The organism is Ruegeria sp. HKCCD7559, from assembly GCF_013110575.1.
GTDB lineage: Bacteria > Pseudomonadota > Alphaproteobacteria > Rhodobacterales > Rhodobacteraceae > Ruegeria.
Map to the genome: position 1 here is coordinate 71,747 of NZ_WVQU01000002.1, position 25,214 is coordinate 96,960.

At 58.3% G+C, this 25,214-nt stretch carries 23 protein-coding genes; 16 read left to right on the forward strand and 7 right to left on the reverse strand.

Translation table 11 applies throughout. From position 1 onward, the window contains the following. Positions 1 to 29: 29 nt before the first annotated feature. Entirely contained in the window at positions 30 to 983 is a 954-nt protein-coding gene (locus GS605_RS08575; protein WP_171723704.1) for a dihydrodipicolinate synthase family protein, read from the reverse strand. A gap of 146 nt (positions 984 to 1,129) precedes the next feature. On the opposite strand from GS605_RS08575, the gene GS605_RS08580 reads away from it, so the two are divergent. From GS605_RS08580 to GS605_RS08620, 9 genes are all read left to right on the forward strand, one after another. Then, a complete protein-coding gene (locus tag GS605_RS08580) occupies positions 1,130 to 1,903 on the forward strand; it encodes an aspartate dehydrogenase (RefSeq protein WP_171723705.1) in 774 nt (257 codons plus the stop codon). A 2-nt stretch (positions 1,904 to 1,905) separates the two neighbouring features. Next, positions 1,906 to 2,871, forward strand: coding sequence for a LysR substrate-binding domain-containing protein (locus GS605_RS08585; RefSeq protein WP_171635933.1), 966 nt, complete (start codon positions 1,906 to 1,908; stop codon positions 2,869 to 2,871). A gap of 81 nt (positions 2,872 to 2,952) precedes the next feature. After that, positions 2,953 to 4,383, forward strand: coding sequence for an NAD-dependent succinate-semialdehyde dehydrogenase (locus tag GS605_RS08590; RefSeq protein WP_171635935.1), 1,431 nt, complete (start codon positions 2,953 to 2,955; stop codon positions 4,381 to 4,383). A gap of 326 nt (positions 4,384 to 4,709) precedes the next feature. Continuing rightward, entirely contained in the window at positions 4,710 to 5,057 is a 348-nt protein-coding gene (locus GS605_RS08595; protein WP_171723706.1) for a hypothetical protein, read from the forward strand. After that, the gene (glp, locus tag GS605_RS08600; RefSeq protein ID WP_171723707.1) at positions 5,050 to 6,294 is read left to right on the forward strand and encodes a gephyrin-like molybdotransferase Glp; all 1,245 of its coding nucleotides are present in this window, start codon (positions 5,050 to 5,052) and stop codon (positions 6,292 to 6,294) included. Before GS605_RS08595 ends, glp begins: the two co-directional genes overlap by 8 nt. A gap of 213 nt (positions 6,295 to 6,507) precedes the next feature. Next, positions 6,508 to 7,758, forward strand: coding sequence for a sarcosine oxidase subunit beta family protein (locus tag GS605_RS08605; RefSeq protein ID WP_171723708.1), 1,251 nt, complete (start codon positions 6,508 to 6,510; stop codon positions 7,756 to 7,758). A 12-nt stretch (positions 7,759 to 7,770) separates the two neighbouring features. Continuing rightward, positions 7,771 to 8,058, forward strand: a complete 288-nt coding sequence (locus GS605_RS08610; RefSeq protein WP_152460339.1) for a sarcosine oxidase subunit delta — start codon at positions 7,771 to 7,773, stop codon at positions 8,056 to 8,058. Beyond that, positions 8,055 to 11,009 carry a sarcosine oxidase subunit alpha family protein gene (locus GS605_RS08615; protein ID WP_171723709.1) on the forward strand — a complete coding sequence of 985 codons (2,955 nt, stop codon included), beginning with the start codon at positions 8,055 to 8,057 and terminating at the stop codon, positions 11,007 to 11,009. The genes GS605_RS08610 and GS605_RS08615 overlap by 4 nt, the downstream gene beginning before the upstream one ends. After that, a complete protein-coding gene (locus GS605_RS08620; protein ID WP_171723710.1) occupies positions 11,002 to 11,565 on the forward strand; it encodes a sarcosine oxidase subunit gamma in 564 nt (187 codons plus the stop codon). Before GS605_RS08615 ends, GS605_RS08620 begins: the two co-directional genes overlap by 8 nt. Here the strand turns inward: GS605_RS08620 and GS605_RS08625 are convergent. The 4 genes from GS605_RS08625 to GS605_RS08640 form a co-directional block, all read right to left on the reverse strand. After that, a complete protein-coding gene (locus tag GS605_RS08625; protein WP_171723711.1) occupies positions 11,524 to 12,555 on the reverse strand; it encodes a GlxA family transcriptional regulator in 1,032 nt (343 codons plus the stop codon). The genes GS605_RS08620 and GS605_RS08625 overlap by 42 nt on opposite strands. Before the next feature lie 45 nt (positions 12,556 to 12,600). Then, positions 12,601 to 12,840, reverse strand: coding sequence for a hypothetical protein (locus tag GS605_RS08630; RefSeq protein ID WP_171119331.1), 240 nt, complete (start codon positions 12,838 to 12,840; stop codon positions 12,601 to 12,603). A 259-nt stretch (positions 12,841 to 13,099) separates the two neighbouring features. Beyond that, positions 13,100 to 14,257, reverse strand: a complete 1,158-nt coding sequence (locus GS605_RS08635) for an aromatic ring-hydroxylating dioxygenase subunit alpha (RefSeq protein WP_171723712.1) — start codon at positions 14,255 to 14,257, stop codon at positions 13,100 to 13,102. Between the two features lie 103 nt (positions 14,258 to 14,360). Continuing rightward, entirely contained in the window at positions 14,361 to 15,266 is a 906-nt protein-coding gene (locus GS605_RS08640) for a LysR substrate-binding domain-containing protein (RefSeq protein ID WP_171723713.1), read from the reverse strand. 140 nt (positions 15,267 to 15,406) lie between these two features. On the opposite strand from GS605_RS08640, the gene GS605_RS08645 reads away from it, so the two are divergent. The 7 genes from GS605_RS08645 to GS605_RS08660 all read left to right on the forward strand — a co-directional run bounded on the left by GS605_RS08645 (position 15,407) and on the right by GS605_RS08660 (position 21,903). Continuing rightward, the gene (locus tag GS605_RS08645) at positions 15,407 to 16,351 is read left to right on the forward strand and encodes a PDR/VanB family oxidoreductase (RefSeq protein ID WP_171723714.1); all 945 of its coding nucleotides are present in this window, start codon (positions 15,407 to 15,409) and stop codon (positions 16,349 to 16,351) included. Positions 16,352 to 16,776: 425 nt separating this feature from the next. Beyond that, positions 16,777 to 18,603: a BCCT family transporter gene (locus tag GS605_RS08650; protein WP_171723715.1), complete on the forward strand. Its 1,827-nt coding sequence runs from the start codon at positions 16,777 to 16,779 to the stop codon at positions 18,601 to 18,603. Between the two features lie 353 nt (positions 18,604 to 18,956). Then, positions 18,957 to 19,406 carry a hypothetical protein gene (locus tag GS605_RS21220; RefSeq protein ID WP_371807737.1) on the forward strand — a complete coding sequence of 150 codons (450 nt, stop codon included), beginning with the start codon at positions 18,957 to 18,959 and terminating at the stop codon, positions 19,404 to 19,406. A 37-nt stretch (positions 19,407 to 19,443) separates the two neighbouring features. Continuing rightward, entirely contained in the window at positions 19,444 to 20,208 is a 765-nt protein-coding gene (locus GS605_RS21225) for a hypothetical protein (RefSeq protein WP_371807738.1), read from the forward strand. Positions 20,209 to 20,217: 9 nt separating this feature from the next. Continuing rightward, positions 20,218 to 20,562: a 4Fe-4S binding protein gene (locus tag GS605_RS21230; protein ID WP_371807739.1), complete on the forward strand. Its 345-nt coding sequence runs from the start codon at positions 20,218 to 20,220 to the stop codon at positions 20,560 to 20,562. A gap of 1 nt (position 20,563) precedes the next feature. Beyond that, on the forward strand, positions 20,564 to 21,019 hold the full coding sequence (locus tag GS605_RS21235) for a hypothetical protein (protein ID WP_371807740.1): 456 nt from the start codon (positions 20,564 to 20,566) through the stop codon (positions 21,017 to 21,019). After that, positions 21,016 to 21,903: an FAD:protein FMN transferase gene (locus GS605_RS08660; RefSeq protein ID WP_171723716.1), complete on the forward strand. Its 888-nt coding sequence runs from the start codon at positions 21,016 to 21,018 to the stop codon at positions 21,901 to 21,903. Before GS605_RS21235 ends, GS605_RS08660 begins: the two co-directional genes overlap by 4 nt. Before the next feature lie 47 nt (positions 21,904 to 21,950). Here the strand turns inward: GS605_RS08660 and GS605_RS08665 are convergent, their stop codons facing one another. Both GS605_RS08665 and GS605_RS08670 read right to left on the reverse strand, forming a co-directional pair. After that, complete coding sequence (locus GS605_RS08665; protein ID WP_171723717.1) at positions 21,951 to 22,742, reverse strand: xanthine dehydrogenase family protein subunit M; 792 nt, start codon at positions 22,740 to 22,742, stop codon at positions 21,951 to 21,953. A 96-nt stretch (positions 22,743 to 22,838) separates the two neighbouring features. Continuing rightward, a complete protein-coding gene (locus tag GS605_RS08670; protein WP_171723718.1) occupies positions 22,839 to 25,199 on the reverse strand; it encodes a xanthine dehydrogenase family protein molybdopterin-binding subunit in 2,361 nt (786 codons plus the stop codon). Positions 25,200 to 25,214 lie beyond the last annotated feature (15 nt).

The window sequence follows — 25,214 nt, forward strand, 5'->3', positions numbered from 1 at the left end:
TTTCCTTATACTGCCCGGCCTCACCCAGCTCAGACGCGCAGCCCGCATTCGTCGAACGCTTTGCGAATGATCGCTTTTTCCGCTTCGGTCAGTTCCAGCATCGGCGGGCGTACACGGCCACCGACCTGACCCAGCAACTCTTGCCAGTACTTTCCGAATGCAGTGGGTTTGCCCGCAGGGCGCGCGCGTTTCATCGCGTCGCGGACCGGGTTCAGACTGTCAAAGACACGCCGCGCTTCATCGGCCTTTCCCGCAAAGGCCAGACGCGTGTATTCGTTCATCCGCTGATCAACCTTGCTTTGCAGCTGATAGGGCGGGGACGAGCAGAGATACAACTTCCAGTCCAGTTCCAATATGTTGTCCAGCCATTCATGTTCGGCCGAGGTCGAGACATGGATTCTGTCGCCCACCATGTGGGTCAGCTTCACGTACATCTCACGCGGGACCGAGTATTTTATCGCAACGATATTGGGTAAGTCCGCAATGCGGGCGCATTCTTCGGGCTGCATCAAATAGCCACTGTCTGGATGGCTCCACATGGCGATGCCGATATCCAGTTCGTCACAAAAACGCTTGTAGTACTGGTACAAAACCTCTCCGCGATCCTGCACAAAGCTCAGAACCGGCGCGTGCAGAACGATGTAATCCGCGCCGCAATTCTGTGCGTGATGCGCCAGGTCCAAGGCCGTATTCATGTTCTGGTCCGAGACCGAGACGATGACACCGGCTTTGCCTGCGCATTCGTCAACGGCAATTTCGAAGTTGCGCTTGCGCTCTTCGATGCTCATCGAAAAGAACTCGCCCTGTTTGCCGGCGACGAAAAGGCCCTGGATGTCCAGATCGTCGATCCAATGGCGGATGTTGGCGCGCAGTCCCGATTCATCCAGAGACAGGTCATCATTGAACGGGTTCAGTGCCGCTGCCCATATCCCAGTCATATGTTCGCGGGCGTAGGCCTTCGCGTCGTGTTTTGAGTATTTCATTTCCAACGTGGTCCCCGTGGCTTCAACAGGAACAAAACACACCAGGCGGGTCGGTCCAGTGCCATTTCAGGGAAATGGATATCTGAAAAAAATATACCACAAACTTACCAATTCAGATTTTTTCAATGCTGGTCTAGGGTCCAGACATGAAGATCGCAGTCATCGGAACCGGCGCAATCGCGCAGTTTGTGCAGCGCATGTTGCCAGAACATGGGCATGAGTTGGCAGCCATTCTGGTCAGACCACACCGCGTTGATCCAAAATCGCCCAAGTCAATTGGTTCGGTTGATGACCTGCCGGCCGGAATCGAAGTTGTTCTGGATTGCGCGGGGCACGAGGCACTGGCCGGTTTGGGTCCGGACGTTCTGGCACGAGGGCTGGATATCATCAGTGTCTCTGCCGGCGCACTTGCGGATCAGCAGGTCAGTGATCGGCTGGACAGGGCCGCGCGAAAGGGCGGGGCGCGGCTGCATCTGGCAAGCGGTGCCATAGGTGGGCTGGACTGTCTCAGCGCCGCAGCGGTCGGGCCGCTCAAATCCGTCACATATGTGGGGCGCAAGCCGCCGGCGGGGTGGGAGGGATCCCTTGCCGAACACAGTCTTGACCTCGGCAATATCACCGCGGCTGAAACCCATTTTCAAGGTTCCGCAAGAGAGGCGGCGCTGGCTTACCCAAAGAACGCAAATGTCGCCGCCGCCGTCGCCTTGGCGGGCGTGGGGTTCGATAACACACAGGTTCGTCTGATCGCCGATCCGACGATCCACAAGAACATTCACGAGGTCGAGGCCGAAGGCGATTTCGGCACGTTTCAGTTCCGGATCAGCGGTACCGCGCTGCCCGACAACCCGCGAAGCTCGGCGCTTGCGGCCATGAGTGTGCTGTCCAAGCTGGATCAGCTTTGCAAGCCGATTGTGCTGTAGCCATGGTTGGGCGTCACTCTCGCATCGTTGACCGCGCCTTGACCCGCCTGAAGCTGCGGCAGCTGCGTCTGCTGGTTGCAGTTGGCGCGCATGGAAACATTCAGAATGCTGCGCGTGAGCTGGGAATATCTCAGCCAGCGGCAACCAAGATGATTCAGGATCTTGAACTGGATTTCGAAGTCAAGCTGTTCACGCGCACCAACCGAGGCGTTGTGCCAACGGTTTTTGGCGAAACTCTCATACGTCACGGGAAACTGATATTTGCTCAGGTTTCCAATGCTGCGCAGGAACTGGACGACCTGAACGAAGGAAATTCCGGCCGTGTCGTGGTGGGAACACTGCTTGCGGCGTCAACCAGCCTGCTACCTGCCGCCATTGAACTGCTGCTGGAAGACCGCCCGAACGTTGCGGTCAAGATCAGCGAAGGGACAAACGAGGTGCTCATGCCCCGGCTGCTGTCGGGTGAGATCGACATGGTTGTAGGACGCCTGCCGTCGCACCGGCATCGCGACAAGATTCGACAGGAAAAACTGTTCGAGGATCGGATATTGGCCATTGTCGGCCCTCAACACCCGCTTGCTGAGCGGGACGCCGTGACCTTTGCGCAAACCAAGCCGTTTGGCTGGATTCTTCCCCCGCAAGAGACCACGTTGCGACGTCAGGCGGATCATTTTTTCGTCGGCCAGCAGCAATACGTGCCACCGGTCGCCATTGAATCCGTGTCCTACCTGACGAACCGGGCGCTGCTGCAATCCCGCGACCTGATCGGCCTTATGCCGGCCGAAGTCGTCGTCCAGGATATCGAAAACAACCATCTTGCCCAGCTCACCTGGGAGGTTCCGTTCGGGCAGGGACCAATTGGAGTGTCTTTCCGCGCCGACGACGATCTGTCGCCCGCTGGGCGCGCTTTCAAAACGGCCCTGCATCGGGCGGCGCAGAGCAGACAGACCAGATATCCGCCAATTTGATATCCGTATTCGCGCAATGCGCTTGAACTCATGCGAGGCATCGCGCGATCAAAAATCAAGGCAAATGGAGGCGCCAGTTTCATGTATCCAGAGCTCAGGCTGTTCATTGGCGGCACGTGGCGAAAAACCGGGCGCGATATCCCGGTTGTCAACCCGGCAACCGAGGAAGAACTCGGTCGGTTGCCTTGCGCATCGGCGAAAGACCTGGACGACGCGCTGCAAGCGGCCGTCGAAGGCTTTCGACTGTGGCGCCGCACATCGCCGCGGGAACGCGCGGATACGATTCTGCGGGCGGCAGCCCTCATGCGTCAGCGGCAGGAAGAAATCGCGCATTCCATTACTCTGGAGCATGGCAAGCCTTTGAAGCAGGCCCGGCTGGAGGTCATTCGAGGCGCCGAGTTCTTTGAATGGGATGCGGGCGAGGCGATGCGGACCTATGGCAGGATCATTCCGGCGGCGCAGGGTCACAAATTTGCAGTTCATCACCAGCCTGTCGGCGTTGTCGCGGCATTTTCGCCGTGGAACTTCCCCATGAGCCAACCTGCCCGGAAAATCGCGGGTGCTTTGGCCTCGGGCTGTTCAGTGATCCTGAAAGCGGCAGAAGAAACGCCTGCCGGCGCCTTGCACATAGCAAAAGCGTTCGAAGATGCCGGTCTGCCGGCAGGGGTTCTGAATTTGGTGTTCGGTGAACCATCCGAGATATCCGGTCATCTGATCCCGCAGGACCCCGTTCGCTTGGTGGCCTTCACCGGATCGACAACCGTCGGGCGTCATTTAACCACTTTGGCGGCCCGGCACGACACCCGAGTGCTTATGGAGTTGGGTGGCCACGCGCCGGTCATCGTTTGCGAAGATACGGATGTGCAATCGGCGGCCGTTTCAGGCGCGGTCCGCAAAATGCGCAATGCCGGTCAGGTCTGCACATCCCCAACCCGTTTCTTCGCGCATGAGAGTATTTTTGACGCCTATGCGGCCGGATTTGTTGCGAGGGCCAAGGCCACAGTTGTCGGCAATGGGCTTGACGCAACCGTTGAAATGGGCCCAACGGCCAACGACCGGCGCGTGCCAGCCTTGTCAGAGCTGGTTGAAGACGCAGTGGCGCAGGGCGCAACGCTTGCCACAGGTGGATCGCGGCTGGGTGAGCGGGGATATTTCTTTGAACCCACGGTGTTATTGAACGTTCCTAAAGCGGCGCGGATCATGCGCGAAGAGCCGTTTGGACCGGTTGCGGTGATCAACCCGGTGGCTTCTCTGGATGAGGCGATCGCTCTGGCGAATTCAGTTCCCTACGGGCTGGCGGGGTACGCTTTCACCAATCGGGCGGATTACATCGACCGTCTGATCGACGAGGTCGAGGTCGGCAATCTCTCGATCAACACACTTGAAGCATCCATGCCGGAAACGCCCTTTGGGGGCGTGAAATCCAGTGGCTATGGTCGGGAAGGCGGAACCGAAGGCCTTGAGAATTACATGACGGTCAAGAACGTCTGGCATTCGGCCAGGATCTGCTGAAAAAGATCCCGACACCTGCACTTGTCGACTTTTCGCGACCAAGCCAGCCTTTTTCCTTTCGAAATCGACCAAAGGGCCAGCGCTGCGATTGTGATTTCATTACTTGCGGAACCGAAAGACGCGACAATGTGCCCTTTCTGATGGGACGCCCGAACGCGGATCATGACCTATGTCAATGACAGTAAACCCGCCTTGCTGTCCATTGGCCGGGAATTTCTGGCCGGACCGTGCGACAAAACCATCGCGTCCTTTTGCCTGTGATGATCAGCGTTTTGGCTGACCTGCGGGGGGTTTCCCGCCGGGTGGCCTGAGCTCCGGAGGGACGGATGAACACTTGGCTGACGCTATCTGCACCAATCCCTGCCAAGGATACCGAGGGCTTCGAGAGAATGGCTGGGCTGCCCACCGTAACGTCCACCTTTGGCATGAACTCTGACTGCGCGCGCGTGTCTGAGCTTTGCGGCCAACCCGAGCAGGATTTGTCGTCCGTGAAAGAAGGCGATGACGGCACAGGTCGCGCCGCACATGGTCGGCATAACGTGGGTACGCTGCCGGTCGTTGCTGATCCCAGCTCGGACTTGGAAAAATTCAACGACGGCCTGCCCAATCTGGATCCGGACGAACAGCCGGGATTTGCAGGACGCTTAATATTTTCGGAGATTCAAAATGGCTGATGGATGTGCCTGTGACCGCCACGCCCACATGTATCTGACTGTCGAGGACGCCCTTGAACGCGGTCTTTCCGTCGCCGATCCTGTTGCCGAAACCGAGATTTTGCCGCTGGAACAGGCTATAGGCCGGGTTCTGGCCGAGGATTGCGCCAGCAAGGTTGATATGCCTGCCTTCGACAACTCGGCCATGGATGGCTATGCCATCCGCACCGGTGATCTGAGTGACGGGCCGGTGTTCGAGCTGCCCATCGCCGGGCGCGTGGCTGCGGGTGACTGCGGCGACCATGATGCACCCGAAGGCAGCGCTTTACGCATTTTCACTGGCGCTCCGGTGCCACCTGAATTCGATGCCGTGCTGATGCAGGAAGATTGCGATCTTTTGATCGACAGGATTCGATTCAGCCGCCGCCCGAAACCCGGCAAGCATATCCGACGCGCAGGGGAAGATCTTTGTGCCGGGGGTCCGATCCTGCGACGCGGCTGTGAAATTGGACCGCGCGAGATGGCCGCCCTGGCATCCGCCGGGTATGGTGAGGTCCTAGTGTTTCGAAAACTGAAGGTCACGATCTTTTCGACAGGCAGCGAACTGCGTCAACCGGGCGAACCCCTCGACCCCGGCCAAATCTACAACTCGAACCGTTATATGCTGCTGGCGCTGTTGCAAAAACCCTGGATCGAACTGATCGACCGGGGACCGGTCGTGGATGACCCGACCCGTCTGGAACAGGTTCTGCGCGAGGCATGCGATGCCTCGGACCTCATCGTCACGACCGGGGGCGTGTCGGTCGGGGATGAAGATCACATGCCCCGGCTTTTCAGCGCGATTGGCGGTGAAACCGATGTCATGAAAGTGGCGATGAAGCCCGGTAAACCGGTCATGTTCGGGCGGCGCGGGCGTGCTCTTTACGTTGGTCTGCCCGGCAACCCGGTGTCAGCCTATGTGACATGGCAGATAATCGGGTCGCAGATGATGGCGCGGCGCGCAGGCTTGTGCCACAGGCCACAGATACCTGTTCAAGCCGTGCTGGCCGAACCGGTGCAGCGTCGCGCGGGTCGGCAGGAATATCGTCCGGTCCAGATTGACGGTACCTCGCCGCGTGGCCTTCCCAATGTACGTCTGATGGCGCCCTCCTACAGTGGCCGTGTTGCCTTGCTGGCGCAGGCAGACGGGTTGGCGATCATACCGGCCGAGATCGAAGACCTGCCCGCCGGGCATTCGATTGAATTGTTGAGGTTCTGATCTTCGCACCAGGTGCGTTGCTTTTTATCCTGCAACCTCAACGCTGCGGTCATGGTGGGCACCCGGAAAATTGCCCGGTCGCGCGCCAATCAATCCCAATACCGGTCTGAAAATTGTCGCAACCGATAAACTCCGTGACGGATTACGTCGTGACTGGGGCTTTTCCGGCGGCACATGATGCTTCGGCGCACTGAGGGTTAAGGACACAAATTCATGCGGTATTCGGCACTCGCGATCATGCGGCAGGTTTTGAACGGGCACCGGGGCTGGACACCGGCTTGGCGTGATCCCGAGCCTCAATCAAGCTATGATTTCATCGTGATTGGCGGCGGCGGCCATGGCCTTGCGACGGCATATTATCTGGCCAAGGAACACAACGCCGCCAAGGTGGCCGTTCTGGAAAAAGGCTGGATCGGTGGCGGCAACGTCGGGCGCAATACAACGATCATTCGCGCCAATTACCTGTTGGATGGCAACCAGCCATTCTATGAGCTGTCGCTGAAACTGTGGGAAAATCTTGAACAGGACCTGAACTATAATGCGATGGTCAGTCAGCGCGGTATTCTGAACCTCTGTCATACGGACGCGCAGCGTGACGCGTATCGTCGTCGTGGCAACGCGATGATGTTCACCGGCTCTGGGGCCGAACTGCTGGATGCAGAGGGCGTTCGCGCGATGTATCCGTTCCTGAACTTTGACGATGCGCGCTTTCCGATCAAAGGCGGTCTGTTGCATCGCCGCGGTGGTACGGCGCGTCATGACGGTGTCGCTTGGGGCTATGCCCGTGCCGCGGATCAACGGGGGGTCGACATCATCCAGAATTGCGAAGTCACCGGGTTCCGCATCGAAAACGGAAAACTGCTGGGCGTTGAAACCACACGGGGTTACATCGGCGCCAAGAAGGTGGGCGTGGCGGTTGCCGGGTCTTCCGGTCGCGTGATGGCACAGGCGGGGATGCGCCTGCCGATCGAAAGCCACGTGCTACAGGCCTTTGTGACCGAAGGGCTGAAACCGGTGCTTGACGGGGTGATCACGTATGGCGCCGGACATTTCTATGTCAGCCAATCGGACAAGGGCGGTCTGGTCTTTGGCGGCGATATCGACGGCTACAACACCTATGCACAACGCGGCAACCTGCCTGTGGTCGAGGACGTGGCCGAAGGTGGCATGTCCCTGATGCCGATGATCGGTCGCGCGCGCCTGCTGCGGATGTGGGGCGGCGTGATGGATATGTCGATGGATGGTTCGCCGTTCATTGATCACACCGGAATTGAAGGGCTCTATTTCAATGGTGGCTGGTGCTACGGCGGGTTCAAGGCAACGCCAGCATCTGGTTTTTGTTTCGCGCATCTGATGGCCACCGACCGACCGCATGACGTTGCATCTGCCTATCGTCTGGACCGGTTCAGAACCGGGCAGATGATTGACGAAAAAGGCGTGGGCGCACAGCCCAACCTGCACTGAGGAGGCCCGGACATGATCATCAATCATCCACTGCTTGGCCCGCGTGACGCGTCCGAATTCACCTATCTGGGCGACGCGAGTCTGATCAATCGGCCCGACTGGCAATCCGACACGGCCGCCGCCGAGTTTCACGACTATGTCTACCTGCGCGACAACCCGGCAGGAACCCACCGAGAGCTGTGGTTTCACGAGCAGGGCGACCGCTCGTGGCTGGTTGTGACACGCGACACGCTGACCCATGAAATTCTGGCTACAGAACTGGCGCGGGATGTAGCCCGCAAGACGGGACGGGGAAAATGACCCAGAACAATCGTTTGCAGGGCGGTCTGATCGACCGGTCCAAAAAGCTGCGTTTTACCTTCGATGGCAAATCCTACGAAGGCTATCAGGGTGATACGCTGGCCTCGGCGCTGCTGGCCAATGACGTGCGCCTGGTTGGCCGTTCGTTCAAATACCACCGTCCACGCGGTGTGCTGGCCTCGGGTTCGGAAGAGCCCAACGCGCTGGTCGAGCTGCGCACAGGCAACAGGCAGGAGCCCAACACACGCGCGACCACGGTCGAACTGTTCGACGGGCTCGAGGCGACATCGCAGAACCGCTGGCCCTCGCTCGCCTTCGATGCGCTGTCGATCAATGATCGGCTCTCGCCCTTTTTGACGGCGGGTTTCTATTACAAGACCTTCATGTGGCCTAAGGCGTTCTGGGAAAAGCTATATGAGCCGATGATCCGCAAGGCGGCCGGTCTGGGCAGCCTGACGCAGGAGGCCGACCCGGATATCTACGACAAGGGCTATTTGCATTGCGATGTCCTGGTTATCGGCGCCGGTCCCTCCGGCCTGATCGCGGCGTTGACGGCGGCGCGGTCTGGCGCGCGGGTCATTCTGGCCGACGAAGACAGCCGGATGGGTGGGCGTTTGTTGTCTGACTGTGACCGGTTCGAGGGCATTTCGAATGCCGATTGGGTCGCGCAGACACTGGGAGAGCTGGCATCGATGGACAACGTGCGCCTTCTGACGCGCACCACCGTGTTCGGCGCCTATGATCACGGCATTCACGGCGCGCTTGAGCGGGTCTCGGATCACCTTGCGGTGCCCGAGGCGGGGAAACCACGCCAGATTTTGTGGCGCATCTACGCGAAGCACACGGTGCTTTGTGCCGGCTCTGCCGAACGTCCGATTGCTTTCGAAAACAACGACCGACCGGGCATAATGCTGGCGGGCGCGATGCGGGCCTATGCAAACCGCTGGGCCGTGACACCGGGCCAGCGCGTGGCGATCTTCACCAACAATGACGAAGGACACCGCGCCGCACAGGATTTGATCAAAGCCGGGATCAATGTTGTTGCCGTGATCGACCCGCGCCACGATGCACCGCGCATTGCCGAATGTGAATTGCTGGCCGGGGCGCAGGTCACGAATACGCAGGGCCGTTTGGGGCTGAAATCGATCACCGTGCAGATGGCCGATGGTCAAACCCGCCCCATCGAAGTAAGCGGTCTGGGCGTTTCGGGTGGGTGGAATCCGAATGTGCAACTGACATGCCATCAGCGCGGCCGCCCGCAATGGTTCGAACCGCTTGCAGCCTTCATCCCACCTGCCGAACTGCCCAAGGGTATGAGTGTCGCCGGTGCCGCCGCTGGCAACCTGACCAGCCACGGGGCGATCGCCTCGGGCACCAATGCGGCACTTGCGGCGCTTGACGGGCTGGGGATCAGGGCCTGCCCGGTCGACCTGCCGAAAGCCGAGGATGATGAGATCCGCATCACCCCGTTGTGGCATGTGCCCGGCAAAGGCCGCGCCTGGCTGGATTTCCAGAATGACGTGACCGTCAAGGATGTCAAACTGGCCGAACAGGAAGGCTTCCGCAGTGTCGAGCATCTGAAACGCTATACCACCCTTGGCATGGCGACCGATCAGGGCAAAACCGCGAATGTCGGCGCGCTGGCCGTGATGGCCGAGATCACCGGCAAGAGCATTCCAGAAACCGGCACGACCATCTTCCGGCCACCCTACACGCCCGTGGCGATGGGGGCCTGGGCCGGGCGCTCGGTCGGAAAAGAATTCAAACCCACGCGACTGACGCCCAGCCATCAATGGGCCGAAGAACAGGGCGCGGTATTCGTCGAGGTGGGCCTATGGCTGCGTGTGCAATGGTTCCCCAAGGCTGGTGAGACCCATTGGCGCGAATCCGTGGATCGCGAAGTTCTGGCCGTACGCAGCGGTGTCGGCGTCTGCGACGTGACCACGCTGGGCAAAATCGACGTGCAGGGCGCGGATGCCGCGGAATTCCTCAACAAGATCTATTGCAACGGCTTTGCCAAACTGCCGGTGGGCAAAACCCGTTATGGCTTGATGCTGCGCGAAGACGGCATAGCCATGGATGACGGCACTGCCGCCCGCTTGGCCGAAGATCACTTTGTGGTCACCACCACAACCGCAAACGCGGTTGGTGTCTATCGCCACATGGAGTTCGTGCATCAATGCCTGTTTCCGGACATGGATGTGCAGATGATCTCGACCACCGACGCCTGGGCACAATATGCCATAGCGGGCCCGAAATCCCGTGAGTTGCTGCAAAGGGTCGTTGATGACGGCCATGACATCAGCAACGAAGGTTTTCCCTTTATGGCGTGTGGCGAGGTGACCATTGCCGGGGGGGTCCCGGCGCGGCTGTTCCGCATCTCGTTCTCGGGTGAGTTGGCCTATGAGCTGGCTGTTCCTACCCGGTACGGTGACGCGCTGATCCGACATCTGATGGCGCTTGGAGAGCCCTTTGGCGTAACGCCGTATGGCACCGAAGCGCTTGGCGTTCTGCGGATTGAAAAGGGCCATGCCACCGGAAACGAACTGAACGGAACCACCAGCGCCCACAATTTGGGCATGGGGCGCATGGTCTCAACCCAGAAAGACAGTATCGGTGCGACGCTCAGCGCACGCGAAGCTCTCACCGATCCGGATGGTCTGGCTTTGGTCGGCATTCAGCCGGTCAACAACGCCGATGCCGTGCTGGCCGGAGGCCATGTGTTCGACGAGGATGCGCCACACCTGCCGGAAAACGATCTGGGCTATGTCACATCGGCTGCCTATTCGCCGCACCTGTCCAGCAGCATCGGACTGGCCTTTGTAAAACGCGGGGCGCAGCGATTGGGCGACACTGTGCAGATTGTCAGCCCGGTGGATGACACCAACATCAAAGCGACGCTTGTCAGCGCGCATTTCGTTGACCCCGAAGGAGAACGGCTCCGTGCGTGATTTTGTTGCCAAGACCGCCATTGGCGGCAGTGAACCCAAACGGGACGTGGTCGGAACTCTGACCTTTCAGGAACGAGAGGATGTGGCACTGGCATCCGTCTCAGCCAGGCTGGGACACGAGGAAACCGTCAAAACCAAACTTCAAACCGTTTGCGGAATCCCTGTGCCTGAGGCGGGGCGGTGGGAAAAGGGCGAAACCAGCAGCCTGCACTGGCTGGGCCCGGATCAGTACCTGTGCGAAGAAGCTTTTGCAGGCCCGTTGGAGTTGGCCAGGCGTATGGAAACCGAGCTGGTCGGCATGGCGTCGGTGACCGATCAGTCGGACGCGTTCACACGCATCGACATGACCGGGCAGGGTGCCACCGTCTTGCTGCAACGCCTGACCGTTCTGGATGTCGAGCAGATGCAGGCCGGAGCCTTCAACCGCACCGCAATCCATCATGTGGGGTGCCTGCTGCGCTGCAATGAGGCGAGAACGGATTTTTCGATCTACGCGCCACGCAGCTATGCGATTTCAGTTCACCACATGCTGATTGAGGTGGCCAGGGCCCTGTGAAGGACGGTGTCCTAAGGACAAAGCCGCGTGTCTGGCGCCGCGGCTTCGTTCCTTGCGCTCCTGAGCTGGCGGCAGACCGAATGCGCGCCGATAGTTGCTTGAAAACGAACTGGCGCTGTCATACCCGACCGAAAGCGCGATTTCCTGCAAAGGCTGATCGGTGTAAAGCAGCTTCTGCCGCGCCGCATCCAGTCGCAGTCTGCGATAGTACCCTCCGGGGCTGATCCCGGTTTCCTTCTTGAAATGCCGCTCCAATTGCCGGATGGACATGCCAACGCGTTTCGAAACCTGCTCGATCGAGATCTTGTTTTCGATGTTGTTTGCAAACAACTCGATGGCCCGCCGCACCGGGCGCGGCAGGGCATTGCGGGTCTGATTTTTGCTGTAGCCCGGCAAAACCTGCAACGTATCCGCATCACGCAAAGTCGCGTATTGGAACCAGCAGGCCGTTTCGACGGCAACCGCATCGGACACCTCATCCGAAATCACGCCCAGCATGAATTCAAAAACCGCTGAAGTCCCGGCAAAGGACATTCGGTTGCGATCTATCGTATAGAGCGTGTCGCACAGGTTCACCCTGTCGAATTGTTCCTTCAACGCAGCGGTATAGCAGAAATGCGCGCTACAGCTGTAACCATCGAAGAACTTTTCTTCCGCCAGCGCAAAAAGTGAACCGCTGACCGAACCGATCCGCGCGCCACGGGACAAAAGCCGTCGCAGCGCTCCGCCCGAAGCCTTGCGATCCTTCAACCGGGCTGAGGCCCCGGCAAAGACCAGCACGACGTCGGTTTCCTCCACCTCGGACAATGCCTTGTCAGGGTTGATGCTGAGGCGTGAGCTGGACATGATCTGTTGTCCATCTTCCGAAACGACAGTCCAGCCAAGACCATCGCTGCGGCTGATCTCATTGGCCACGCGCAGCGGGTCGATGGCCATGGACAGGGCAGCAAGCGGGAAATCTTCGAGGCACAGAAAGGTAAAATGGGTCATGCTTTGTCTCTTTGCCAGCACGATACCCCAACTACACCGATTTCGTCAGAACACCAAACGATGGGCGCGGCCGCGCTCGTATAGTTTTCGGTTCAACTCATCTGCTTCGGGCGCGCCGTATTCCAGCGCGAACACAAACGCATGTGTAAGGTAAAAACAAGCAGCGTCGAGATCCTGGTTTTGCTCGGCCCGGTCGGCTGCCTCGTGGTACAGCCGGATCAGCGCAGGCACATCATTATCCGCGTGAGCCTGCAACAGGTGCTTGTCGAGTTCTTGCAGATCCAAGGTCAGCCTCTTACCGGAAACGCTAAGTGTGTTGGCCTGTACGTAATCATCATACGCTTTCTACCTTTTTGCGCCTGAATCCTGATTTCCCAGCGCCGTCAACGATGCGGACCGGCCCTTGATGAACCCATCACACGCATCCGCACGCGTCTTTGCGCAATCTTGGAACATCGCCTGCATCTGCGATGTTCCTGATTGCAAATGACCGCGCAGGATACATCCGTGGCGCCCTCAGCCCATGATCCGGCCGGAAAGCCGCCTATGCCTCGGCACGGGCTTTTTCGATCTGAGTGGCCACCCAGTGGTGGAAACAATGCGTTGGGCCATCCATCGCGGGCGAGAAACGGCCGCCGTCGAATTTGACACCGTGACGGCCTTTCTGCATGCCCTCGACCACGAACACATCCTCTTCGAAAACGGTTTTCCAAAGCTGCGCGTTCTTTGCGCGCAACGCTTCGTGCTCGGGTGCGTCTTCCGGTTTTTTGGCGTAGTACAGCTCGATCCTTTCGTTTGACCGTTCATGCGTGATCGGATCGATGATGAAGGCAAATCCATGGTCGCGTTGAACACCCAGCAAGGTGTTCGGGTACACGACGATGTATTCCGCCCCTTCGTTCCACTTTTCGCTCAGATTCTGGAAGTCATCCAGTTTTTCGCCGTTCTGACCTTCGAACTGGCGATAGACATAGGTGCCCTGACCCGAATACTTGCCCAGTTCATTGATGTTGTAGTGGTCTTCCAGGCGCGAATAGCTGTTGAGACCCGGGTGAACCCAGGGCAGATGATAGCTTTCGCAGAAATTCTCGACCGCCAGTTTCCAGTTCGACTTCAGCTCGAGCCGGACAGACGCGCCGGCACCGCCATGATACATGGGCTGTTCAAAATCTTTCCAGCGTTCCATCAGCTCGCCATGAACCTCTTCGAACTCCGGGGCGTTGCCATCCACATTCACGAAGACAACATCGCGCCAGACATAGGAACGTATGCGGATCAGGCCCAGTTCAGCAAAGTCCAGATCTTCATGCGTGTTCTGTCCGGGGCCTCCGACATGCGGCGCCGTGCGCAGCTCGCCATTCAGGCCGTAACACCAGCTGTGATAGGGGCAACGGATCGCGCCGCGGATTTTCTGCGGCTTGTCGACCAAGATCATTCCGCGATGGCGGCAGGTGTTCTGGAAAACGCCGATCTGTCCGTCACGGTCGCGCACCATCAGAAGCGGCACGCCGAGAAAGTCGATCGGAAAGGCATCACCCGCTTCGGGAATGTCCTTGCCAAAACCGATGCCCGACCAGTTCGCGAACAGAACCGCCTCCCGTTCCTCGGCGAAGATATCGGGATCGATATAATGCTCGTTCGGCAGGCCCTTGGCGGTGTTTACCGGGGTCAGAACAGACGAAAGCGCTGAATGCTTGTTCATCGGTTGCTCCTGAGTAATTCGGAATGTGTTGAACGTTACCCCCATTGGCCGGTCGAGCCGGCTTCATTCAATATCAAAAAACCTCATGGCCGATTGAGGCAGACTAAACCGAACCGCCGGACAATTCATCCAGCAACCAGTTTTTCAGCGCCAGGGCACCTTCTGTCAGCTGGTCGTCCGGGCGACCGACGAGGTAAAAGTTGTTCGGGGCAGGGATGCTGAATTCTTCTAGCACAACAAGTTTTCCTGATGCCAGCATGGGCTGGATCAAGCGTTGCCACCCCAATGCAAGCCCGGCCCCTTTGCGGGCCAACTGCAACGCCAGAGCATAGCTGTTTACGCGCGACTGTACCGGTACAACTCCGGTATATCCGAGGTCGTGAAACCAAGATGGCCAGGTGGTCCAGGTGTTGTCCTGCGTTTCAAGGTGGATCAGGCGACGTTCGACCAGGTCTTCCAGGCTTGCCCCCTTCAGTTCCAGGGCCATCTCGGGGCTACAGACCGGCGTCAGAGTATCGCGGTACAGTTTAGTATGGTTCAGCTGCGAGTTCACGTCACGACCGTAGCGGATGAAAAAGTCGATATCCGGCCTGTCCGAGAATGGCTTGTCCTGTGCCATCTGGTTCACTTTCACGTGCGGGTAGTCCTGCCAGAACCGGATGACCGACGGAGAAAGCCACAACGCCGCCACAGCGGTAGTGGACCCGACCGTCACTGGATTTTCTGAATCGCCGCTGCGAATCTTTTCGAGCACCTTCGATATCTGCCGGAACGACGAACCGAGCACCTCGAACAGGTCCTGGCCATCCTCGGTCAGTTCCACGCCCCTGTGCTTTCTGACGAACAGCGCCGAACCCAGTTCACTTTCCAGCGCCTTTATCTGGTGGCTGACAGCGCCCGGCGTAACCGACAGTTCGCTGGCCGCTTCTTTGAAGCTGAGATGCCGCGCGGCGGCCTCGAAGGCCGACAAGGTCGTGAGAGGTGGAAGATTATAGTGGCGTCGTGACATGGTTGCTGCGTTGCTCAAAAGGTAGAGGTGAGTTACATTCATCCGAATGTGAGAAATTTTGCAATTGAAATCTATGTTTTTTCCTGCTGTTTGCGATCGGGTACAGGACCAAAGTCGACCGAGAACGAACAGGATGTGTGATGGATACACAAGTTGCCCGCCTCGTGCGCAAAACACGGCTAAGCCCGGACACGTCCGATTTTTGCTTTGAAATCGAAAACGGCCGCTTCACAAGCCTTCAACCCGGCGCACATGTCGATATCCATCTGGCCGACGATCTGGTGCGGCAGTATTCACTGTGGAGCTGGAGTCAGGACGGCCGCGCAATCAATGTCGCCGTCAAACGCGAAGATGAAGGGCGTGGCGGCTCGGTGGCCATGCACGCGCTTCAAGAAGGGGCGATGGTCGAAATAGGCGGGCCGCGGAATCACTTCAAACTCGAAAACCACGATCGGCATGTCACGTTGATCGCAGGCGGCATCGGGGCAACTCCGCTGGTTGCAATGGCGCGGGAATTGATGAACCGCGGGCAGGATTTTCGGGTCTACTACCTTGTAAGGTCAAGAGAATTTGCAGCGATGGACGCGCAGTTCAGGGCCCTTGGGCTGGATGAATGGTATCATTTGCATTGCGATGACACAGACGGCTGGTTTGATCTGGCATCGGTCATGCAATCGATGCCCGTCGGTGCGGATGTGTATACCTGCGGACCTGAACCGATGCTGAACGCTGTTCTGGAAGCAGGTGCATCCTTGCGTGGCGGGGCAATCCATTTTGAACGATTTGCACCCGCTTCTGACATCGACCACGATCCAAACGCGGAATTTCAGATCGAAATTCAGTCAACCGGCGCGGTCTACACGGTCGGAAAAGAGGAAACTATTCTCGGAGTATTGCAAAACAACGGCGTGCAGGTCGATTTCGGCTGCTCTGAAGGGTTGTGCGGGTCATGCATTGTTGACGTAGTGTCAGGGCAGGTCGATCACCGCGACGGAATACTCACACCGCAAGAGCAGGAAAGCCACGAATTCCTGTGCACCTGCGTTTCGCGGGCCAAGTCCGATAAACTGGTCCTGAAGCTGTGAAGGACGTAGTGGTCACAACAAATCATGTCGTCGCATTGTTCTCGCTAACATCGCAATCGAGTGAATTCGGTGGTCGCTTCATGTGATCGAAGTGTCGGATTCTCAGGTTAGAACATCTCACCCTTGCTATAGGTTTTTCGAAACTGGAAACCCAATAACCACTTAAGATGCTGCGACGACATTCAACCACAGGCTGACTTATCACCGGGATCGGTGGTGACAGCAGGCAGCGAGCAATCGGGAGGAAATTTGCAGTAAGAGACGTAATGGGAGCAAGCGTTGTTACTGCAAGCCCAAGTTTGGGCTGAACACAACTCAACATCGGTTCGTGCATCGTGCATGATTGTCCACGTCGTGCAACGCGATGTTTTCCAGCATTTTTTCAGAAGAACAAAGAACGACACACTCGAGGAGGAACGTGCGATATGTCGATACCCGAACCTTTCACGGACGTTGAAATAGAAACGGCTGATTCCGGATTCTATGAAAACTACAGCGTCCCAATTGCCCTGATCAGCAAAGCCATCATGGTCGGGCTGGTGCTGTGGGCTCTGGTTTTCCCAGCGAATGCAAACAGCACATTGGGCAGCCTGAACAGCCAGTTGCTGGAAGTCTTCAACAGCTTCTACATCGTCATTGTCGGTTTTTTCTTCTTTTTCCTTGCCGTTGTTGCGATCATTCCGTCCACGGGTCGTAGGATCATGGGAACGCCGGGGGAAAAGCCCGAGTTTTCGAACTTCTCATGGTTCTCCATGATGTTTGGTGCCGGTCTTGGTGTGGGGCTCATGGTTTTCGCCACAGCAGAACCGCTGGGCCTTTGGGGGTCTAATCCTGTGGTTTTGTCGGGTGAAGTTGCAGGAAATGACCCTGAATCCGTTCAATCGGCTTATCGTTTCACTTTCCTGCACTACGGCTTTCACGCCTGGGCGATCTATGTGGTAACCGGCCTGTCCCTGGCCTACTACGCCTATACACGCGACATGCCTCTGACGATCCGCTCTGCGCTGACACCGTTGTTTGGCCGTTTCGTCAACGGCTTTTTCGGCCACGTGGTTGACGTTTTGGGCGTTGTCGCAACGATCCTCGGCGTGTCCGTAACCATCGGCTATGGCGTCAGCCAGTTCATCGACGGCCTTTATGCCATCACCGGCATGCAGTGGATCATGGATCTGGGCGGCGAGGTGCCGACCCCCAGCAAGGTCGGTCTGATTTCAGGCTTGGTCGTTATCATGGGCCTGTCGATCATTTCGGCGGTTTCCGGTGTCGGCCGGGGTGTCAAGTACCTGTCCAACCTGAACCTGGTGCTGTCGATCATCCTGCTGGGCACTTTCGTGGTCTTCGGTTCGTTTGTCTTTGCCATGACCACTTATGGCACTGCGATGATCGACTACATCCTGCACTTCCTGTCGCTCAGCTTCAATGCCTATGGCCCGCTGTCGGCCGAAGCATTCGCAGCGGCTCTGCCAGCCGAGGCGCAAGCACATGCCGCAGATCTGATGGGTGGGGCGACCAATGCCTGGGGTAGCTTCGACGGCTTCAAAAGCGGTCTGGAAGGTGCAGCGGCCGAGTTGGACGAAGCAACCTTGGCCGCGGCCTACGCTGCGGGTGAGCAAGGTCGTCAGTTTGGCTGGCAGGCAGGCTGGACCACCTTCTACTGGGCGTGGTGGATCGCATTCTCGCCCTTCGTGGGGCTTTTCCTGGCGCGCATCTCCAAGGGTCGGACCGTCCGCGAGTTCATCTTGGGCTGCGTGTTCGCGCCTGCGCTGGTGTGCTTTGCCTGGATGACCGTTCTGGGCGGCACAGCGATCGATCTGGAACTGGCAGGCGCGGCAGAAGGTGCGATCATCGGCGCATCGAACACCAACAAGCTGTTCACGACATTGTCCTTCATGATCGATGGTGGGCTGCTGTCCATGCTGAACGTCATGTGCGTGATCCTGATCATGACCTTCCTGGTAACCTCGGCGGACTCGGGTATTCTGGTGATGAATACCATCATGTCGGGTGGTAGCCAGGAAACCGGTATCAAGCACCGCATCATCTGGGGTGTGATCCTGACGGCAGTGATCGGCGCGCTGATCCTGGCGGCGGGTGAAAACAACCCTATGGATGCGCTGCGCAATGCCATGATCATCGGTGCGCTTCCGTTCACCATGGTGATGGGCCTGATGTGCGTATCGCTGGCCAAGGCGCTGTTCCGCGACAGTCAGCGTGACAAGCACTCTGCCAACAGCGCGCAGGCAGCCGAGTAAGGCGTAGGCACAAGAAAAAACCTGGTCAGGCCGCCCTAACTGGGCGGCCTGTTCTTTTTCGGTAAAGCGTCGCCTTTGACGTGAAAAACCCCAATATCACCCCGGGGCTAATGCCGTAATGAACGGCCAACCAGGTCTGCCCCCTATCGACTGGCCGAATACCCCGTACTTCCGCCACCTCTGGCTGCTGAGGTGACAGTTTGCGCACCGGACCGGCGAGGGCCGCATCACCTGTCACGGTCGATTTCCTTGCGGCTGCAACTTTGGATGCAGGACTGCCTTAGGGCCGCGGGCAGGGACTTAGAACTATCGTCGAATGTCCCGGCGAAGGGTGGAAAGTTAGTCTTTCGATCATGCGCGTACTCACAGGTATTCTGATGCTGCTTTTCGGCGGCCTGGTGATTTTGGCCGAACCTGTGTCGCGCGATGATATCGAATCCTACATCCGCGCGCCGTTCGCATTGGGGGCGGCGTTGTACGAAAACGGCGTCTACAGTCTGCTGAACTCCGGCGGGGCCGATGCAGGCTATGTCTTTGAATCGAAACCCATGGCGCCATTGCCCGGTTTTTCAGGCGCACCAATCAACATGTTGATCGTGCTGGATCTTGAAGGGCGTTTTCTTGACGTGCAGTTGATTGAACATAACGAACCGATCTTTATTTCAGGACTCGGAGAGCTCCCTTTCCACAAATTCTTCGAGCAATACAGGGGCCTTTCGATCTCGGATTCTATCGTTGTCGGATCCCCGTACGGCGATGCAGCAAGCGGGTCGTCATTGGTCTATCTGGACGGGGTTACATAGGCGACGGCAAGTTGTGCGGATCGTGCATGAATCGGTCATGGGCGCTGCTTTGACAGTCGCGCGCGAGAAAATGCAGGGATTGGCAACCGCGCCGCCTGCATTTCCGGATCCCGATTATCAAGAAGAACTCAACTGGCAGGATCTGATCGATCAGGGCATCGCCACATGCAAGGTCTACACGAATGCGCAAGTTGACGCTCTGTTCGATGGCACCCTTTGGGAAGATGACGATCCCGAGCCGCAGTACAGTCCCGACGACCCTTATCTGGATCTGTGGGTCGTGGATGTGGGCCCAAAAGCCATCGCTCGCGCTGCCTTGACCACGGACAGTTATGAAGAGTTGCAGCGCTTCATGGAAATTTCGGACAATGACGAGCTGATCCTTGTGATCGAAACGGTGCGCCATGGTCCGGTCAGCGAAGACTTTGTACGCAATACCGCGCCGGACTGGATTTCGGCCGAGCAGAGCGGATTGCCGGTCGCTCTGCGTGATGCCGATCTGCTGGTCGAGTTGGCGGATAACATGCCAGATGGCGTTGCCATGATCCTGCGCACCGACCGGCGCCTGGGGTTCGAACCTTCCCGAGAATGGGTGTTGAAGGTTCTTGCAGTTCGCGAACATGGCATGTTCCAGCCTGAAACAGGATCCGTCACTTTGGATGTTGCACATATCTCACCTGAAAGGTTCTTTGATCGACCAGAACAGATTGTTCCGGCACCGCCCTGGCTTGAAGCGCTGCGAAATCGCCGGTTGGATCTGGTTTTCCTGGGTGTGTTTCTGGCTGCACTGTTGGCCGTTTAGGCCCTGCGAATGAATGCCCTTGCGGCGCGACCATTGTTCACTCCCGTACGTCTTGGCGTTCTTGCCCTTGTCACAGTTTTCGTGGGTTGGTGGGGGCAAGGGCAGCTATGGATCGTCACGGTCTTGGGGGCATTGCGCACGGCATTGGACGGCGGCAGTTCTGCCTTCCTGCTCTATGATCCGTTCTCGTCGCTGATCTGGGCCGTGACTCTTGCGGGTTTGATTGCTTGGGGCAGGGGATTGTTCTGCGGATGGCTTAGCCCTTTCGGTGCCCTTCGGGAATTCGCACATCATCTGGGCAAAGCCCTTCGTATCCCTCAGGTTGAACCGTCAAAAAAATGGGCAACCGTCTGAAATGGTTGAAATACGCGGTACTGACGGCCTTGCTTGCGTTGTCTTTGCCGCACCTGATCAGGTCGACAAAGCGGCAGAGGTTGAGCCCTTCAAAACAGCGATCACGACCTTCTTTTTTCGCGAATGGTATTATGTCGCCTACGCCATCTTCTGGCTGGTTCTGGGAATGGCGGTGTTCAAGGGCTTTTGCCGATATGCCTGCCCCTTGGGCGCGTTCCTTGCGATCGGTGGGTTGCCTCGGGGCCGCGACTGTATCGAACGCCGCGCCGAATGCGGGTCACCCTGTCAGCTACGCAAGGTCAAATGCAAATTTGGCGCGATCACGCAAGCCGGGCAAATTCAGTTTGATGAGTGTTTTCAGTATCTCGACTGCGTCGCCATATATAACGACCGCAACCGCTGCGTTCCCCTGATCGTCGCGGCTCGCCGCCGCACGAGAGAGGTTGCAGCCGAATGATCAACCGTCGCCGCTTTCTGGCCATATCTGCCGCAGCACTGGCATCTCCGTCTCATGCACAGCCTATCCGTCGGCGTTGCTACGCCATGGGGGCCGAAATCAGCCTGACACTGGATGCTGACCCTGTGGAGGCAGAACATGCCATTGCCGCTCTGCGATCCATTCTGGAGGAATGCGAGGCGCTCTTCAGCCTGTATCGCCCGAACTCTGCCCTGTCGGAGCTCCACCGGAAAGGGTATTTCAAAAGCCCCGATCCCACTTTTGTGTCTCTTTTGACAGCGTGCAGCGCGGCTTACGACCTCACAAATGGTCGCTTTGATCCCACAGTTCAGCCAATTTGGCTTGCCGCGTCCGAGAATGAGGCTCAACACGCGCGAAGGCTGATCGGATGGAACCGCGTAGGTCTAACTAAGGAACTCGTGCAATTGGGCCCTGATCAAGCGCTTATCCTGAACGTCATCGCTCAAGGTTTCGCCACCGATCTGGTCGTTCGCGCCTTGCGCAAAGCCGGGTGGGAAAAGGTTCTGGTCAATATCGGAGAATATTATGCAAGTGGTCGTCAGCGGCTGCTGGGCGTCACGGATCCAGTGCACCGACTTGTCGAAGTCACGCATTTGAAGGACCGCGCCATTGCTACGTCCAGCGCTGACGTCATGCGCCTGCGGTCGGGCGGCGCTCACATCATCGACTCGATGGGCGGAAACGCACCGCTTTGGTCAACGGTCAGTGTCCAGGCACCGGATGCTACGACGGCAGACGCGCTTTCAACAGCATTCCGTCATGCTTCCGAGGCTGAAATAGCAGCGACCCTTGCGCAGGCAGCAGGTGATGGCATCGCGATCTGTGTTCGCCCCAATGGGAAAGTAGTCATGCTTCAAGGTTAAAAAGCCCCGTATCACACCGGGGCTTTTCGATTTTCCCGAACAATTCTTTACAAGCAGTCTTCAACCGCGCGTTTGGTCATGACCGAAACAAGATGCGCTCGATACTCCTTGCTCCCATGCAGATCCGCAATCATGTTCGCCGGGTTTACGCGCAGGTCCATAAGGGCATCAGGGCGAAATTCCTTGTTCAGCGCCTGTTCAGCCTCGGACCACCGGAAAACGCCGCCCTCGCTCGCGCCGGTTACCGCGACGCGCACCCCGTCCGCAAAGCGGGCCAGGTAGACCCCGACAAGCGCAAAACGCGAGGCTGGCTGAAGGAACTTCCGGTAGCTCGCCGCTTGCGGCACCGGGAAACGGACCGATGTGATGATTTCACCCTCATCCAGTGCTGTCGTGAACATTCCCTGGAAAAAGTCATCGGCGGCAATCTGGCGGGTATTGGTCAGGATAGTCGCCCCTGAACCCAATACCCCTGCCGGATAACAGGCCGCAGGGTCATTGTTGGCAACCGAGCCGCCAATCGTCCCGCGGTTGCGAACTGCCGGATCGCCAATCTGACCGGCCAGCGCTGCAAGCGCTGGATACGAGCCCACGGCCTCGCGGGCGACGACAGCGTGGGGCGTCGCGCCACCGATCGACACCGATCCGTCATCCTCGATGCAAACGCCTTGCATCTCGGGAATTCCGCTCACCGACACCAACTTGGACGGGGCCGCCAACCGTTGCTTCAATGTTGGGATCAGCGTCTGTCCGCCTCCCAACGCCTGCGCATCCTCTGCTGCCAATGCTGCAACCGCGTCAGCAATGGTCGAGGGCTTCTCAAACTCGAAATTGTACATTTCGTTCTTCCTTTCCGAAAAGGCGCTGATCCGCCCTTCATCTGGCTATAAAAATCCCGGGGAGCGCGAGGGGCTGGCCCCTCGCACCTTAACCTCTCAACCATGCATCGCCGTCCAAACGCGTGACGGGCTCATCGGCATGTCGATATGATCAACAGCCCTTCCACCTGAGTTCAACGCATCCAGCACCGCGTTGACCACCGCAGGCGGTGAGCCGATCGCACCGGCCTCGCCGCAACCCTTCACACCAAGCGGATTGTGCGTACACGGCGTCTGGCTGGAATGATCTACGCCGTAGAATGGCACGTCATCCGCACGCGGCATCGCATAGTCCATGAAGGACGCACTCAGCAGCTGGCCGTTCTCGTCATAGGCACAGTTCTCCAGCAGGGCTTGACCGATGCCCTGACCAATACCGCCATGCACCTGGCCATCAACGATCATTGGATTGACGATATTGCCAAAGTCATCCGCAGCCGTGAATTTCTCAATCGTGACCTGACCTGTGTCTGGATCAACCTCGACCTCACAGGCATAAGCCCCTGCCGGGAAAGTAAAGTTGGCCGGGTCGTAAAACGCGGTTTCCTCCAGTCCCGGTTCAACTTCCAGCGGATAGTTGTGCGGTACGTAAGCCGTAAGGGTCACATCCCCCCACGCCACCGACTTGTCGGTCCCCGCAACACTGAACTGACCGTCCTTAAGTTCGATATCTGCCTCGGACGCTTCCAGCAAATGGGCTGCAATCTTTTTGGCCTTGTCGATCACCTTCTCGGTGGCCTTGACCATAGCCGAGCCGCAGACCGCCAGCGAGCGTGAGCCATAGGTGCCCATGCCAAACGGGATCTTCGAAGTGTCCCCGTGCACGATCTCGACCATTGACTCGTCGATGCCGATCATGTCGGCCACGACCTGCGGGAATGCTGTTTCATGGCCTTGCCCGTGGCTGTGTGCGCCAACCATCACACTTATCGAACCGGTGGCGTTCACCCGAACTGTCGCCGCGTCGTAAAGTCCCGCACGGGCTCCCAACATGCCGACGATATTCGAAGGCGCGATACCACAAGCCTCGATATAGCAATTGACGCCGAGACCGCGCAGCTTGCCTTTGGCCTCACTCTGCGCGCGTCGTGCTGCAAAGCCCGCCAGATCAGCCGCAGCCTCAAGCTTGTCCATCGTCCCGTTGTAATCCCCGGTGTCATAGGTCAGCGCCACCGGCGTGTCATAGGGGAACTGGGTGACAAAGTTCTGTCGCCGCAGGGCGATCGGATCGACACCCAGTTCGCGCGCGGCTTTGTCGATCACACGTTCCAACTGGTATGTCGCTTCGGGGCGGCCCGCGCCGCGATAGGCGTCCACCGGCACCGTGTTGGTGAACATCGCCTTCACGTTTACCTGAATGACCGGCGTCTTGTAGTTGCCCGCCATCAGCGTGCCGTGCAGCCAGGTCGGGACCGAGCTGGAAAAGGTGGATAGATACGCGCCCAGATTGGCATATGTGTTGGTACGCAGGCCGACGAAATTGTTGTCGGCATCCAGCGCCAGCTCGATCTTGCTGACATGGTCGCGGCCCTGTGCATCCGACATGAACGCCTCGGACCGGCTGGCCGTCCACTTGACCGGGCGGTTGCAGGCCTTGGCGGCAAAGGTGCAGAATGCCTCTTCCGCATAGTGGAAAATCTTGGTGCCGAAACCGCCGCCCACATCCGGCGCCACGACGCGGACCTTGTGTTCGGGCAGGCCGAGCACAAAGGCGCACATCAGCAGCCGAATCACATGCGGGTTCTGCGACGTGGTATAGAGCGTATACTCATCCGTGCCCCGGCTGTATTCCGCCACGGCCACGCGCGGTTCCATCGGGTTTGCAACCAGACGGTTGTTCACCAGTTCCAGAGTGGTGACATGCGCGGCGTTGGCAAACACCTCGTTCACCTTGGCGTCGTCCGCCTCACCCAGCTGCCAGTCATAGCAGATGTTGTTTTTCAGATCGTCATGGACCAGGGTCGCGCCATCCTGCGCGGCGGCTTTCATGTCGATCACCGCGGGCAGTTCCTCGATATCCACCTCGATGGCCTCAGCCGCATCGCGGGCCTGCTCAAGGCTGTCGGCCACAACGGCCGCGATCGGGTCGCCCACATGGCGCACTTTGCCCTGCGCCAGAATGGGGTGAGGGGGCTCTTGCATCGGAGCTCCGTGCTTGTCGGTGACTTCCCAGCCGCAGGGCATGCCGCCCACGCCTTCGAAATCCTTGCCGGTAAACACCTTGACCACTCCCGGCATGCCTTCGGCCGCCGAAGTGTCCACGGACTTGATCCGGCCATGCGCGATGTCGGACCGCAGAAAATGCACATAGGCCTGGCCATGTACGTTGATGTCGTCGGTATAATTGCCTGCTCCGGTCAGAAAGCGTACGTCCTCGCGCCGCTTGGAACTGGCTCCGATGCCACTGTCTTTGGGCATTGCTTATTCTCCTCC

Excerpts from the sequence above, each read along its gene's own strand:
- GS605_RS08640 (WP_171723713.1), bottom strand. The coding sequence starts at position 15,266 with ATGTCACGACGCCACTATAATCTTCCACCTCTCACGACCTTGTCGGCC.
- GS605_RS21225 (WP_371807738.1), top strand. The coding sequence starts at position 19,444 with ATGGGCGCTGCTTTGACAGTCGCGCGCGAGAAAATGCAGGGATTGGCA.
- GS605_RS08580 (WP_171723705.1), top strand. The coding sequence starts at position 1,130 with ATGAAGATCGCAGTCATCGGAACCGGCGCAATCGCGCAGTTTGTGCAG.
- GS605_RS21230 (WP_371807739.1), top strand. The coding sequence starts at position 20,218 with ATGAATGCCCTTGCGGCGCGACCATTGTTCACTCCCGTACGTCTTGGC.
- GS605_RS08590 (WP_171635935.1), top strand. The coding sequence starts at position 2,953 with ATGTATCCAGAGCTCAGGCTGTTCATTGGCGGCACGTGGCGAAAAACC.
- GS605_RS08595 (WP_171723706.1), top strand. The coding sequence starts at position 4,710 with ATGAACACTTGGCTGACGCTATCTGCACCAATCCCTGCCAAGGATACC.
- GS605_RS08605 (WP_171723708.1), top strand. The coding sequence starts at position 6,508 with ATGCGGTATTCGGCACTCGCGATCATGCGGCAGGTTTTGAACGGGCAC.
- GS605_RS08585 (WP_171635933.1), top strand. The coding sequence starts at position 1,906 with ATGGTTGGGCGTCACTCTCGCATCGTTGACCGCGCCTTGACCCGCCTG.
- GS605_RS08615 (WP_171723709.1), top strand. The coding sequence starts at position 8,055 with ATGACCCAGAACAATCGTTTGCAGGGCGGTCTGATCGACCGGTCCAAA.
- GS605_RS08625 (WP_171723711.1), bottom strand. The coding sequence starts at position 12,555 with ATGACCCATTTTACCTTTCTGTGCCTCGAAGATTTCCCGCTTGCTGCC.
- GS605_RS08670 (WP_171723718.1), bottom strand. The coding sequence starts at position 25,199 with ATGCCCAAAGACAGTGGCATCGGAGCCAGTTCCAAGCGGCGCGAGGAC.
- GS605_RS08650 (WP_171723715.1), top strand. The coding sequence starts at position 16,777 with ATGTCGATACCCGAACCTTTCACGGACGTTGAAATAGAAACGGCTGAT.
- GS605_RS21235 (WP_371807740.1), top strand. The coding sequence starts at position 20,564 with ATGGTTGAAATACGCGGTACTGACGGCCTTGCTTGCGTTGTCTTTGCC.
- GS605_RS08575 (WP_171723704.1), bottom strand. The coding sequence starts at position 983 with ATGAAATACTCAAAACACGACGCGAAGGCCTACGCCCGCGAACATATG.
- GS605_RS08645 (WP_171723714.1), top strand. The coding sequence starts at position 15,407 with ATGGATACACAAGTTGCCCGCCTCGTGCGCAAAACACGGCTAAGCCCG.
- GS605_RS08660 (WP_171723716.1), top strand. The coding sequence starts at position 21,016 with ATGATCAACCGTCGCCGCTTTCTGGCCATATCTGCCGCAGCACTGGCA.
- glp (WP_171723707.1), top strand. The coding sequence starts at position 5,050 with ATGGCTGATGGATGTGCCTGTGACCGCCACGCCCACATGTATCTGACT.
- GS605_RS21220 (WP_371807737.1), top strand. The coding sequence starts at position 18,957 with ATGCGCGTACTCACAGGTATTCTGATGCTGCTTTTCGGCGGCCTGGTG.
- GS605_RS08635 (WP_171723712.1), bottom strand. The coding sequence starts at position 14,257 with ATGAACAAGCATTCAGCGCTTTCGTCTGTTCTGACCCCGGTAAACACC.
- GS605_RS08665 (WP_171723717.1), bottom strand. The coding sequence starts at position 22,742 with ATGTACAATTTCGAGTTTGAGAAGCCCTCGACCATTGCTGACGCGGTT.
- GS605_RS08610 (WP_152460339.1), top strand. The coding sequence starts at position 7,771 with ATGATCATCAATCATCCACTGCTTGGCCCGCGTGACGCGTCCGAATTC.